This window comes from Gordonia rhizosphera NBRC 16068 (genome assembly GCF_000298195.1).
Classification (GTDB): Bacteria; Actinomycetota; Actinomycetes; order Mycobacteriales; family Mycobacteriaceae; genus Gordonia; species Gordonia rhizosphera.
Genome location: NZ_BAHC01000255.1, coordinates 1 through 13,030, shown reverse-complemented (window position 1 = coordinate 13,030; position 13,030 = coordinate 1). Strand labels below are relative to the sequence as shown.

The window sequence follows — 13,030 nt, the reverse complement described above, 5'->3', positions numbered from 1 at the left end:
TCATCTAGTGTCATTCGGATGACCGAGCCACAGGAGACTGTCGCCACCGAGCCCGGGCTCGCGTTGACCGGTGAGCGGACCGTCCCGGGGATTCCCGAGGAAAACTACTGGTTCCGGCGCCACGAGGTGGCCTACGAATACGTCCTGGATCGCTGCGCCGGACGCCACCTGCTCGAGGCGGGTTCGGGCGAGGGCTACGGCGCCGCCATGCTGAGGGCCGTCGCACGATCGGTGACCTGTGTCGACTACGACGAGAGCGCCGTGGCACATACCCGCCGAACCTACCCTGATCTCGTCGTGCATCGCGGCAATCTCATCGATTTGCCGCTGGCCGACGGCTCGGTCGACGTCGTGGTGAACTTCCAGGTGATCGAACATCTGTGGGATCAGGGCCGATTCATCGACGAATGTCGCCGCGTGCTGCGTCCCGGTGGTGAACTGCTCATCTCGACACCGAACCGCATCACCTTCTCGCCCGGGCGCGACAGCCCGCTCAATCCGTTCCACACCCGCGAACTCACCGCGACCGAGCTGACGGATCTGCTCGTCGTCGGTGGTTTCGCGGTGTCGACAATGCTCGGCGTCCATCACGGGCCTCGCCTGGCGCGACTCGACGACAAGTGGGGTGGTTCGATCATCCACGCGCAGATCGATCGGGCGCTGCGGGGAGAGGCATGGCCGGATGATCTGGCCGCCGACGTCGCGGCGATCACCACCGATGACTTCGTGATCCGCGCGGCGGGTGACGATGCCCCGATCGATGCCAGCCTCGATCTGCTCGCGATCGCCACGCGATCCTGACGGGGCGACCGCACCACCGTGACCCGCTCAGCTCGATCCGACGTACCCGGACAGTTCACCCTCGTCCTGCATTCGCACCTGCCGTGGCTGGCCAACCACGGCCGATGGCCCGTCGGCGAGGAATGGCTCTATCAGTCGTGGGCCGGCGCCTACCTGCCCCTGTTCGCGATGCTGCGCCGGCTGGCGGACGACGGCCTCGCAGACCAGCTGTCGCTGGGTATCACGCCGGTGCTCGCCGCTCAGCTCGACGATCCGCACTGCACCTCGTCGATGTACGAATGGCTCGCCGACTGGCGACTGCGCGCCGTCGAGGCGGCGGCCGACCGCGACCCGGTCCGCCGCGAGCTGGGCCATCGCGAACACCGCGCGGCAACCGCGGCCCTCGCCGATTTCGAGACGCATTGGCGGCACGGCGGGAGCCCACAGATCCGCATGCTCGCCGCGTCCGGGGTCGTCGAGATCCTCGGCGGTCCGCTCGCCCATCCCTTCGCTCCCCTGCTCGCCCCTCGCCTCCGAGAGTTCTCGCTGGGCGAGGGACTCGTCGACGCCCACACCCGATGGGGTATCGATCCGACCGGGATCTGGGCCCCCGAGTGCGCCTTCGCCCCCGGGATGGAGGCCGAGTACGCCCGTGCCGGCGTCAGCCATTTCATGGTCGACGGCCCCACCCTGCACGGGGATACGGCGCTGGGGCGCACGGTCGGTGACACCGACGTCGTCGCCTTCGGCCGGGATCTGGTGGTCAGCTACCGGGTGTGGTCGCCGAAGTCGGGTTATCCCGGGCACGCCGCCTACCGCGACTTCCACACCTACGACCACGTCACCGGTCTCAAACCCGTCCGCGTCACCGGACGCCGCGTCCCGTCGGCGGGCAAGAAACCCTATGACCCGCACCGGGCCGACGCGGTGATCGATCGCCACGTCGAGGATTTCGTCGCGCACGTACGGCGCCGCCTCCTCGCCGAATCCGCACGTCAGGGACGGCCCGCTCTCGTCGTCGCCGCCTTCGACACCGAGTTGTTCGGACATTGGTGGCACGAGGGGCCGGTCTGGCTCGAACGTGTGCTGCGTCGCCTGCCCGACGCGGGGATACGGATCAGCACCCTGGCGTCGGCAAGACGCGACGGGTTCGTCGGCGACGCGGTCGACCTGCCGGCGTCGTCGTGGGGCTCGGGCAAGGACTGGCGGGTGTGGAACGGTCCGCTGGTCGAGCACCTGGTCCGACTGAACGCAGAGGTCACCGAGACCGCGCTGGCCACGATCGACAAGCTGCTGGCCTCGGCCCCGGGCCGAAATCGGGTTGCCGATCAGATCCTCCGGGAGACGCTGCTGACCGCGGCGTCGGACTGGCCGTTCATGGTCTCCAAGGACACCGCGGCGAACTACGCTGTGGAGCGGGCGCACAAACATGCACATGCGGCACGGGAGATCTGCGATGCGTCGCTGCGTGGCCGCGGTGAGCGCGCGGCCACGCTCGCGGACAACTGGTCGCGCGCCGACAACCTGTTCGCCGGGCTCGACGCGCGACGCCTGCCCGGGCCGCACCGACGCACGACCACGGGGGTGGGTGGATGAGGGTCCTGATGCTCTCCTGGGAGTATCCGCCCGTCGTCGTCGGCGGACTCGGCCGCCACGTGCACCATCTGGCCACCGAACTCGCCGCCGCGGGCCACGACGTCACGGTGTTGACCCGGCGGCCGACCGGCACCGACGCGCTCACCCACCCGACCACCGACACGCGCGTCGACGGCGTGCGCATCCTCGCGGTCGCCGAGGACCCGCCGGCGTTCGAGTTCGCCGCCGACATGATGCCCTGGACCCTGGCGATGGGCCACTCCTTCATCCGCGCCGGGCTGAAACTGCTTGCCGGTGAAGGAGATTCGCCGGAGGTCGTGCACGCCCACGACTGGCTCGTCGCGCACCCGGCGATCGCGCTGGCCGAGTTCTTCGACGTCCCGCTGGTCTCCACCATCCACGCGACCGAGGCCGGACGGCACAGCGGATGGGTCAGCGGCCGCGTCAACCGACAGGTCCACTCCGTGGAGTGGTGGCTGGCGAACGAATCGGATTCGCTCATCGCCTGTTCGGCCTCCATGCGCGACGAGGTCACCCGGCTGTTCGGACCCGACCTCTGCGACGTCTCGGTCATCCACAACGGGATCGACATGGTGAACTGGCCGTTCGCCCCTCGGCAACCTCAGTTCGGCCCCGCCGAACTGTTGTTCGCCGGGCGGCTGGAATACGAGAAGGGCCTGCAGGATCTGCTGGCCGCGCTCCCCCGCATCCGACGCACCCACCCCGGCACGACCCTCACCGTCGCCGGCACGGGAACGCAGCTGGATTGGTTGCGCGAGGAGACCAGGCGCCACCGGGTGAGCCGGGCCGTACGCTTCCTCGGAGCCGTCGACCACGACGAGCTCGTCGCGCTGATGCACCGCTGCGCCGCGATCGTGTTGCCCAGCCGCTACGAACCGTTCGGGATCGTCGCGCTCGAGGCCGCCGCGACCGGCGCACCGCTGGTGGCGTCCACCGTCGGCGGCCTGGGCGAGGCGGTGACCGATCCGGACTCCGGGCTCACCTTCGAACCCGGTGACGTCGCGGGTCTCGCGGCGGCCGTGCGGGCCACGCTCGACGACCCGTCGTCGGCGGCCGGGCGGGCCCGGCGGGCACGGGAACGACTCACCGAGGAGTTCTCCTGGACCGAGGTGGCGCAGCGGACCGCCGGCGTCTACCTGGCCGCGAAGCGTCGCGTTCGTCATCCCATGGGCCGCCCGGACATCCCGCAGCGACCACTACCCGAGCGTGATCCGGGTCAGCCGGCCTGACCCGGAGCCTTCTTGCGTTCGATGTCGGCGAGCGCACGTTCGAGTTCGGCGCGCTCCGCCGCGTTCGCGGCCCACGCGTCCTTGCGGTTGCGTACCACGCGTGCCGGCGCGCCGACCGCGATCGAATAATCCGGGATCTCACCCTTGACCACCGCGTGTGAACCCAGGACGCAGCCCCGCCCGACGATCGTGTTGCGCAGGACGGACACCTTGGCCGCGACCCAGGTGTCCGGGCCGATCCGCACCGGACCCTTGACGATGCCCTGATCCTTGATCGGCAGCGTGATGTCGTCCATCCGGTGATCGAAGTCGACGATGTAGCACCAATCGGCGATCAGGACCGATCCACCGATCTCGAGGTCGAGGTAGGAGTTGATCACGTTGTTGCAGCCGAAGACCGTCTTGTCGCCGATCTTGAGGCTGCCCTCGTGGCATCGGATCGAGTTGCCGTCGCCGATGTGCACCCAACGGCCGATCTCCATCCGCGCCATCTCCGGCGTCGCATGGATCTCCACGTTGCGGCCCAGGAAGACCATGCCGCGCAACACGATGTGCGGATTGGCCAGACGGAAGCGGGCAAGCCGGTAGTAGCGGACCAGGTACCAGGGCGTGTAGGCACGGTTGCGCCGCACCCATCGCAGCGACTCGAGGGTGAGGAACCGGACCTGCGCCGGGTCCCGCCGACGACCCGCCCGCCACCGGGAGCGGTACGAGGCGTTCCACATCGTCGTCATGACGACAAACCCTAATCGACCCGAAATCACGGCACGATAGGCTCTGAGACCGGCACGTCGACCGACGGGCACACCGACGGGACAGATCGCGAACCGGACAGGAGAAGGATGGCTGCAGCGGGTAGACGTGAGGTGTCCCGACGTGTACCGACCACACTTGCCGCGATCCTGGTGACCGTGTTCGCCGTCGTGGTGTCGGCCTGCTCGGACGGCCACATCGACGTCCGGTCGGTCGCGAGTCCGGGATGGTCGAGCTTCGGCGGCAACGCCGCGAACTCCAACTTCGCCTACCCGTCGGTTCCCGACGACCTCGAGCTGAGCTGGACCCGCCCCACCGGCGGACCGGTGACCGCACCTCTGAGCATCTCCAACCAGTCGAACGTCGGGGTCACCGCGACCACCGAGAACGGCTGCAACTGGCTGATCCTCGACCCACGCAACGGGCGGAAGAACTTCTGCAAGCGGATGCGCGCGGGGATCGAGGTCAACACACCACTGGTCGACCAGTACGACCAGCCCTACATCGGTGAGGAGACCACCTTCCTGGCTTGGAATGCCGGTGGCGGGATCCGCTGGCGGATGCCGGTGCTCGGAGTGCCGCTCTCGGCGAAGTTCGCCGGGCCGAGCCAGGTCCTGGTCACCACCACCCAGGGACAGATCCTGCTCCTGAACACCCAGAACAGTGACTTCCTCGCCCCCGAGGTCCGACTGCGCGCCGACGCCAATCCCGACGACCCCACCTACGGCTTCGGCGACTGCATCACGAACGGGCCGCGCTGCGCGATCCCCGCACCCGCCGCGGTCGATGCCGACCAGCAGCGTTTCTTCCTCAACTTCTGGCCGCAGGGCGCGATCGCCTCCCAGATCCGCGCGATGTCCTATGCCGAGGAGAACGGCACGCGCACGATCCGGGAGATCTGGCACGCCGACATCCCCGGTGGGGTCGTCGGACCGCCCACCCTGTCGGCGGACGGAAAGACCGTCTACACGTTCAGCCGGCTCGGCCGGATCGTCGCGCTGGACGCCGCGAGCGGCGAGACCCGCTGGAGCTATGACAACGGTGGTTACGGCTTCGCGACGATGTCGGTGTCGCCCGATGGGCTGATCATCCCCACCGGCGTCATCGGTGCCCCGCTGACGTTGCTGCGCGACGCCGGCGACCACGCCGAACTCCTCTGGCAGCGTAAGGACCTCGCCGTCGTCAGCCTGTCCACCCTGACCAACGACCACAGCGCGTGGACCGTGGTACGCGACAAGGGCAAGGACTCGCTGTCGCTGACCGAGGTGTCCACCGACGACGGTGCGACGAAACGGTCGCTGTCACTGCCGGAGTCGGTCGGCTTCGCCACCGGCGTCGCGGTGTCGCCGCAGGGGCAGATCGCCACCGCGACGAACATCGGGGAGGTCTACTTCTTCGACAGCAAGGCCGCGATCGACAGCCGCTAGGCTCCCGCTCACGAGTCCGGCTCCCGCTCACATATTTTGGTCCCGCTCACCTGATCGGACCCGAATGGGTGAGCGGGAGCGGCGTCGGTGAGCGGGAGCGGCGGCGCACCAGCCCATCGCGGCGTCAGGGTGATCTCTCACGGGGGCGACGCCGATGCGCCCGCGAACGTCTTCCGATAAGCCGACGGTGACATGCCCAGGCCCCGACGAAGGTGGTGCCGGAGATTGTCCGGCGTGCCGAGCCCGGCCCGGTCCGCGACCTCGTCGACCGAGAGGCCGCCGGACTCGAGAAGCTCCCGTGCGCGGTCAACCCGCCGGTCGCGTACCCACACTCCCGGCGATTGCCCGGTCTCTGCGCGGAAACGCCGGCTGAAGGTGCGCGAGCTCATCCGCGCGTGGTCGGCGAGCTGCGCCACCGACAGCGGTTCGGTGAGATTCGCGAGCGCCCATTCACGCGTGGCCGCGGTGCTGTTCCGGTCGACATCGGGGACCTGGCGTTCAATGAACTGCGCCTGGCCGCCCTCGCGCCACGGCGGCACGACGCAGTGGCGGGCGACCCGGTTGGCCACGACGGTCCCGTGGTCGTGGCGAATGATGTGCAGGCACAGGTCCATTCCCGCTGCTAGACCCGCGGAGCTGAGGACGTCGCCGTCGTCGACGAAGAGCACCGTCTCGTCGAGTTCGACCCGCGGGAAGAGTCGCCGGAAATCATCGGCGTATTTCCAGTGTGTGGTGGCCCGACGGCCGTCGAACAGACCCGCGGCCGCCAGGACGAACGCACCAGTGCATATCGACACCATCCGGGTTCCGGGCCGCACCGTCGACAGCGCATGCGCGAGGTCATCCGGGATGACCCCCTCGCGGCGGGCCGGACCGAACCGGGTTCCCGGAACGACGATGGTGTCCGCCCGCGCGAGGATCTCCGGGCCCGCGGACGCGACGAGTTCGAAATCGGAGGTGCTCGGAACCGGACCCGGAGCCAGCGTGCATGTCCTGACCTCGTAGAGCGGTGCACCGTCCTCGGTGGTGGCAGCCCCGAACAGCAACGGCGGGATCATCGAGTCGAATCCCACCACGGGCGGCAGCCACAGCACCACGACCAGATGGACCGGGTTGGCATGATCTTCATGCATATTGTCGATTATGCCACTGGTTTGGTCTCATGGTGTCTCCGATGATGGTGGTCATGACACGAACCATGACGCTCCGGCGACCCCACTGGGCCTGGCTGGTCGCCGCGGCGAGCTTCGTCGCGATCATCGGTGCGGCCGGTTTCCGCGCCGTACCGAGCGTGATGATGAACCCGCTGAACATGGAGTTCGGGTGGTCACACGCGACTATCGGCGCCGCCATGTCGATCAACATGGTGCTCTTCGGTGTGACCGCACCGTTCGCCGCGGCGCTGATGGACCGGTTCGGCATCCGGCCGATCCTGACCGGCGCGCTGGCGCTCATCGCCGCCGGCACCGGACTCAGTGTGTTCATGACCGCGAGCTGGCAGTTGTTGATTCTCTGGGGTGTGCTGGTCGGGCTCGGCACCGGCTCGATCTCCATGGGTTTCGTCGCCACCGTCTCCACCCGGTGGTTCGTCGCGCGACGCGGCCTGGTCACCGGCATCCTGACCGCCGCGAGCGCGACCGGACAGCTGATCTTCCTCCCGGTCGTGGCCGCGGTGACTCAGGCCCACGGCTGGCGCTGGGCGTCGGTCCTGGTGACGATCTCGGCACTGGCCGTCATCCCACTCGTGCTGCTCGGCATCCGTGACCATCCACGCGATGTCGGGACCCTCCCCTACGGCGCGGCCCCCGGATCGGCCGAGGAACCGGTACCAACCGGCACCTTCGGCGCGGCGGCGGGCGGTCTGCTCACCGGGGCCCGGGTGCCCGCCTTCTGGCTGCTCGCCGGCAGCTTCGCGATCTGCGGGATGACCACCAACGGCCTCATCGGCACCCACTTCATCCCCGCCGCACACGATCACGGCATGCCGACGACGCTCGCCGCATCGCTGCTGGCGACCATCGGCATCTTCGACGTCGCCGGCACCATCTTCTCGGGCTGGTTGACCGACCGGGTCGACCCGCGGCTGCTGCTGGTGGTCTACTACCTCGGCCGCGGGCTCTCCCTGCTACTGCTACCGATGCTGCTCGCACCCGATGCGGGTCCGAACACCTGGGTGTTCATCATCTTCTACGGACTGGACTGGGTGGCGACCGTTCCGCCCACGATCGCCATCTGCCGCATGTACTTCGGTGTCGCCACGCCCGTCGTCTTCGGCTGGGTCTTCGCGTCCCATCAGCTCGGGGCGGCGATCGCCGCGTTCGGCGCCGGTTACATCCGCGACGCACAGGGCAGCTACGACAACGCCTTTCACGTGGCCGCAGCGCTGTGCGTTCTCGCCGCGATCCTGTGCGCGGCGATCCGCCCGAGAGCTGTCATCGTCGAAGAACCCGTCCCCGAACCGGCCGGCGGCCCGGAACCGCTACGGCCTGCGTACGCCGGGTTCACAGAGGAAGCCGACGCCCTTGCGGCCCACTCGGGTGAGGATGAGCGCCAGGGAGCGTGAACCCTTCGGCTTCAAGCGTTTCCGCAGCCGGTCGGGGTCGACGTCGAGACCGCGGACGAGGATCTCCAGAGAGCCGCAGTCGAGCGCGGCGAGGCGTTTGCGTAGTTCGCGCTCCGCGACGCCGGTCACCTCGAGCACCCGGAACCCGCGTTCCCCCTCCGGGACCGAGTCACCCGTCAGATAGGCGATCTGGGGGTCGAGCTGCCAGAGCCCATGTCGATGACCGTGGTGTCGGACCAGGCCGGCCCGTACGATCGCGCCGTCCGGGTCGATGATCCACTCCCCGACCTCGCCGACCGGGATGTCTTCGGGCTCGGCGTCACTCACCTCGAGGACGTGCACCGACCCATCCGGCCGGGTCCGCAGGACGGTGGCACGCTGGGTGGGTTCGTCGTCGCGTTCGGTCCACAGGCAGGCCTCTCGTACCGAACCGTCGAGCGAGGTGATCTGGACCTGCCCGGCGAAACCGAAGCGATCCCGCAACATCCGATAATCCAGTCCCGGAGCACATTTCACCGCCAGTGGCCGACCGGCGTAGGTGGTGAGCACGTCGAGAAGAGGTGGGGTGAGCTGATCGAGACGGAACACCCGACCCGATCCAGAACGGCGGGCGGGATCGGCCAACACCACGTCGGCGGTCGACGTCGGGGTCAGGGCATCGGCGACGAGGAGGGTCGCGGACCCGCCGGTGACCGCGACGTTGTGCTGCGCCATCGACAGCCGTACCCGATCCAGGTCGCTGCCGATGACACCCGAGATCCCTTGCTCCGCAGCGAGTTCGATCACTTCCGCGCCGATGGAACAGGTCACGTCGGCGACGACGGCACCCGGGAAACGCTTCGCGATCTCTGCGGCACGATGCGCGGCGACCACCGATGCGGTGGCCTGCTGCAGAGCATCCTGGGTGAACAGCATATCTTGCGCGGCACGCAGTTTCGCCCGTCCACGACGTCGACACAGCACCGTTTCGACGAGCGCCCCGTCACGCGGCGCGTACCTGGTCTTGACCTCGGTGACGTCCGCGACCATCGAGGATGCGTCGAGCGCCCTCGATTCGACGGCCGCCAACGCCTTCTGGCCGTATCGGTTCCGCAGGAACACGACATCGGATTGTGTGAACGCATATCCCACGACGACGCCCCCCCCCGATGCCTGCCGGGCTCAGTCGGCCGGTTTAACGCCGGTGACGATCGCATTGTAGAAGAACCTGGGCGGCACCACTTTTCGGAGAACGTTCTCGTCCAGCCAGGACAGCCGCTTCCAGCCGTTGAACGCGAACATCGCCCAGCCCCATCCCAGCTTCTCCGCCGGGACCGCCGCCTCGAAGGTGCGTACCGGCCACCCGAGCATCGCCGCGGAGAGTTCCTCGGTGGCGGCTTTCACCTGTGTCGCCCCGGCTTTGCGGGCCATGCGCTCGAGGTCGGCCGGATCGAAGGTGTGGATGTCGACGACGGCTTCGAGTGCAGCAGCACGTGAGGATTCGTCGAGTTCGGTCTGCGGACGACGCCACCCCCGCAGCGGGCCCCATTTGGTGATGTTGGTCGTCGCCGCCCAGGTGGCGCGGCTGAGCCATCGGGCGTAGAAGTCACCGATGGTGGTCGGCTCCCCGGCGAACACGAATCGGCCACCGGGTCGGAGGACTCGTAGCACCTCGCGCAGAGCCTGCTCGACATCGGGGATGTGATGGAGCACGGCATGACCGACGACAAGGTCGAAGGTGTTGTCGTCGTAGGGAATCTTCTCCGCATCCGCTACCCGGCCGTCGACGTCGAGCCCGAGATTCTCCGCGTTGCGCAGCGCGACCTTCACCATACCCGGCGAGAGGTCGGTGACCGACCCGGTCTTCGCGACCCCCGACTGCATCAGGTTGAGCAGGAAGAAGCCGGTACCGCAGCCCAGTTCCATGGCGCGTTCGTACGGCAGCGGCTCATCGGCGGCGACCGCGTCGAAACGTCCTCGCGCATAGTCGATGCAGCGTTCGTCGTAGGAGATCGACCACTTGTCGTCGTAGCTCTCGGCCTCCCAGTCGTGGTAGAGAACCTGCGCAAGTTTGGTGTCGGCGAGCGCGGCCTTCACCTGCTCCTCGGTGGCGTGCGGGTTCGGCTGGGGATCGACGTCCGGCGTCGCATTCCTCGTCATGGATTCGACTCCTCCCTGAAGCTGGAATCGGCGGTCACTTGCCGACGAACTTCGCCTTGCCGGGCCCGTTCTCGATGAACGACTGCGTCCCGATGGACCGGTCCTCGGTGGCAAACAGTGCCGCGAAGACATGCTCCTCGATCTTGAGACCCGTGACGAGATCCACCTCGAGCCCCTCGTCGACGGCCTGTTTGGCCGCGGCGAGCGCGACGCTCGCCGCATTCGCGAACTGCCCGGCCCAGGAAAGCGCGGCGTTGTAGACCTCGTCGGGGGCCACGACCTCGTCGACGAGCCCGATCGCCAGAGCCTCCTGCGCACCGACGAACCGGCCGGTGAAGATCATCTCCTTGGCCTTTGCCGGACCGACCAGGCGGGCCAGCCGCTGCGTGCCACCACCGCCGGGGATCAGACCGAGTAACACCTCCGGCACCCCGAGCTTGGCGTTGTCGCCGACGATCCGCCGGTCGGCACCCAGCGCCAGCTCGAGCCCGCCGCCGAGGGCGTAGCCGGTGACGGCGGCCACCGTCGGCTTCGGGATGCCGGCGATCGACCCCAGGTCGGACTGCAGACGACCGGCGAGTTTGCGCATCTCGGCATAGGTCAGATCGTTGAGTTCCTTGATGTCGGCGCCCGCGGCGAGCACCTTCGGTCCGCCGTAGAGGACGACGGCCTTGATGTCGTCACGAACCGTGGCCTCGTCGGCCGCCGCCGCCAACTCGGCCTGCACCTGCCGGTTCAGGGCGTTCATCGGTGGCCTGTTGAGCAGGATGGTGCCCACACCGGGATGATCAGCAGATGTTTCGAGGGTGACAAACTCGGCCATGGTCGAAGGCTACCGTCTGGTGTGCCCCGACAACCCCTCGGGTGAAGCGCCGAGCACCTACAGTTGGCCCATGGCCAAGTCCGCGGAGGATGCCGGTGACCCGGTCGAACTGCGGGTGGGTGAACGCGTCATCCGCCTGTCGAGTCCGGACCGCGTCTACTTCGCCGAACGCGGCGAGACCAAGCGCGACCTGGCCGAGTACTACCTGTCGGTCGGCGACGGCATCGTGCGCGCCCTGCGCGACCGCCCCTGTATGTTGCATCGGTTCCCGAAAGGCGTGAGCGGCAAGAAGGTTCATCAGAAACGCCTTCCGGCCGGGGCACCTGACTGGGTCGAGACCGTCGAGTTGTGGTTTCCCCGCTTCGGTCGCACCGCCGACGAGTTGTGCGTCACCGAGTTGGGCAGCGTGATCTGGGCGGTCCAGATGTCGACCGTGGAGTTCCATCCGTGGAACTCGCGCCGCGACGATCCCGAATCCCCCGACGAATGGCGGATCGACCTCGATCCGATGCCCGACTGCCCGTTCTCCCGGATCCAGCACGTCGCCCACACCGTCGAAGAGGTGCTCGACGAGCTCGGCATCCGGGGGTTCCCCAAGACCTCCGGCGGCCGGGGCCTGCACATCTACGTGCGTATCGTCCCCGAGTGGGGCTTCACACAAGTGCGGCGCGCCGCCCTGGCCTTCGCGCGCGAGGTGCAGCGCCGCGCCCCCGACGATGTCACCACCACCTGGTGGCGCAAGGACCGCGACCCGGCCGCGGTCTTCGTCGACTACAACCAGAACACCCGCGACCACACGATGGCGTCGGCGTACTCGGTGCGCGGCAACCCGCGGGGTACGGTGTCCGCGCCGGTGGCGTGGTCGGAGATCGACGACATCGTGCCCGACGATTTCACCATCGCGACCATGCCGGTGCGGTTCGCCGCCCTCGGCGACCTGCACGCCGACATCGACGACGTCGCACATCGACTCGACCAGTTGCTCGACTGGGCCGACCGCGACGACCTCGATTTCCCGACGGACTCCCGCGACGAGATCATCGATATGGATCGGTGATCTCCCGCAGGGCCTCCAAGGAGCCGCGGAGCTCGCCGAATCGCTTGGCGCCCAGCCTTTCCCGCCATTCTCGTTCGACGGTGGCGACCTCCTTCGCGGCGACCGCGCAGAGTTCGACGCCCCGCTCGCTCAGCGTCACCAGTCGCGCGCGCCCGTCCGACGGATCGGGGATCCGCTCGAGGTATCCGGCCGACTCCAGCTGGTCCACGAGTCCACCGGCGGTCTGTTTGGTCACCCCGGCCTGCTCGGCGAGATCGGTCAGCCGCATCGGCTCCGGGGCCAGCCGCTGGATCAGCCGCGACTGCGCCAGGGTGACGTCGTCGGCGCCCCATGCCGCGATGCGGTCCATTACCCGCCGCTCAGTTGCACGGTGGGCGATGAACATCAGTACTGCGATCGGAGGTTCGTCGTCGGACATGTCGTTGACTTTAGTACGAGTGCCTGACTAAAATTGGTCAGGAATCCTGACTAACACCATCACATCACCACCATCGGCGCTGGAGGGCGACATGGACTCCGCGGTTCTCTGGCAACACATCGACGGCCAACGCCGCGATATCGCCGATCTGATCGACTTCCTCGACCAGGCACAGCTGCGCACGCCATCGCTGTGCGCCGGATGGACGGTACGCGATGTCGCGG

The 13,030-nt window shown here is 68.1% G+C and carries 13 protein-coding genes; 7 read left to right on the top strand and 6 right to left on the bottom strand.

The genetic code is table 11. From position 1 onward, the window contains the following. Positions 1–18 precede the first annotated feature (18 nt). The 3 genes from GORHZ_RS29285 to GORHZ_RS29275 are packed head-to-tail and all read left to right on the top strand — an operon-like array spanning position 19 to position 3,626. Positions 19–801, top strand: coding sequence for a class I SAM-dependent methyltransferase (locus GORHZ_RS29285; protein WP_006339690.1), 783 nt, complete (start codon positions 19–21; stop codon positions 799–801). An 18-nt stretch (positions 802–819) separates the two neighbouring features. Continuing rightward, complete coding sequence (locus GORHZ_RS29280; protein WP_006339689.1) at positions 820–2,376, top strand: 1,4-alpha-glucan branching protein domain-containing protein; 1,557 nt, start codon at positions 820–822, stop codon at positions 2,374–2,376. Beyond that, complete coding sequence (locus GORHZ_RS29275) at positions 2,373–3,626, top strand: glycosyltransferase family 4 protein (RefSeq protein WP_040534022.1); 1,254 nt, start codon at positions 2,373–2,375, stop codon at positions 3,624–3,626. The genes GORHZ_RS29280 and GORHZ_RS29275 overlap by 4 nt, the downstream gene beginning before the upstream one ends. On the opposite strand, the gene GORHZ_RS29270 is transcribed toward GORHZ_RS29275, so the two are convergent. Then, a complete protein-coding gene (locus GORHZ_RS29270; RefSeq protein ID WP_040534021.1) occupies positions 3,614–4,360 on the bottom strand; it encodes an acyltransferase in 747 nt (248 codons plus the stop codon). The genes GORHZ_RS29275 and GORHZ_RS29270 overlap by 13 nt on opposite strands. A gap of 108 nt (positions 4,361–4,468) precedes the next feature. On the opposite strand from GORHZ_RS29270, the gene GORHZ_RS29265 reads away from it, so the two are divergent. Next, positions 4,469–5,806, top strand: a complete 1,338-nt coding sequence (locus tag GORHZ_RS29265; protein ID WP_006339686.1) for an outer membrane protein assembly factor BamB family protein — start codon at positions 4,469–4,471, stop codon at positions 5,804–5,806. Positions 5,807–5,943: 137 nt separating this feature from the next. On the opposite strand, the gene GORHZ_RS29260 is transcribed toward GORHZ_RS29265, so the two are convergent. After that, the gene (locus tag GORHZ_RS29260) at positions 5,944–6,939 is read right to left on the bottom strand and encodes a GlxA family transcriptional regulator (RefSeq protein ID WP_006339685.1); all 996 of its coding nucleotides are present in this window, start codon (positions 6,937–6,939) and stop codon (positions 5,944–5,946) included. A 53-nt stretch (positions 6,940–6,992) separates the two neighbouring features. Between GORHZ_RS29260 and GORHZ_RS29255 the strand changes: the two genes are divergently transcribed. Continuing rightward, positions 6,993–8,369: an MFS transporter gene (locus GORHZ_RS29255; RefSeq protein WP_245551549.1), complete on the top strand. Its 1,377-nt coding sequence runs from the start codon at positions 6,993–6,995 to the stop codon at positions 8,367–8,369. Here GORHZ_RS29255 and GORHZ_RS29250 read toward each other — a convergent pair. The 3 genes from GORHZ_RS29250 to GORHZ_RS29240 are packed head-to-tail and all read right to left on the bottom strand — an operon-like array spanning position 8,286 to position 11,331. Then, the gene (locus GORHZ_RS29250; protein ID WP_006339680.1) at positions 8,286–9,500 is read right to left on the bottom strand and encodes a THUMP-like domain-containing protein; all 1,215 of its coding nucleotides are present in this window, start codon (positions 9,498–9,500) and stop codon (positions 8,286–8,288) included. The genes GORHZ_RS29255 and GORHZ_RS29250 overlap by 84 nt on opposite strands. Positions 9,501–9,530: 30 nt before the next feature. Continuing rightward, on the bottom strand, positions 9,531–10,508 hold the full coding sequence (locus GORHZ_RS29245; RefSeq protein WP_006339679.1) for a class I SAM-dependent methyltransferase: 978 nt from the start codon (positions 10,506–10,508) through the stop codon (positions 9,531–9,533). Between the two features lie 34 nt (positions 10,509–10,542). Beyond that, positions 10,543–11,331 carry an enoyl-CoA hydratase-related protein gene (locus tag GORHZ_RS29240; protein WP_006339678.1) on the bottom strand — a complete coding sequence of 263 codons (789 nt, stop codon included), beginning with the start codon at positions 11,329–11,331 and terminating at the stop codon, positions 10,543–10,545. Between the two features lie 70 nt (positions 11,332–11,401). On the opposite strand from GORHZ_RS29240, the gene ligD reads away from it, so the two are divergent. Then, complete coding sequence (ligD, locus tag GORHZ_RS29235) at positions 11,402–12,388, top strand: non-homologous end-joining DNA ligase (protein ID WP_040534023.1); 987 nt, start codon at positions 11,402–11,404, stop codon at positions 12,386–12,388. Here the strand turns inward: ligD and GORHZ_RS29230 are convergent. After that, positions 12,369–12,806, bottom strand: a complete 438-nt coding sequence (locus tag GORHZ_RS29230; protein ID WP_040534020.1) for a MarR family winged helix-turn-helix transcriptional regulator — start codon at positions 12,804–12,806, stop codon at positions 12,369–12,371. The genes ligD and GORHZ_RS29230 overlap by 20 nt on opposite strands. A 91-nt stretch (positions 12,807–12,897) precedes the next feature. On the opposite strand from GORHZ_RS29230, the gene GORHZ_RS30500 reads away from it, so the two are divergent. Next, positions 12,898–13,030: maleylpyruvate isomerase N-terminal domain-containing protein (locus tag GORHZ_RS30500; protein ID WP_006339672.1), on the top strand; the 133-nt coding region annotated here is incomplete at its 3' end.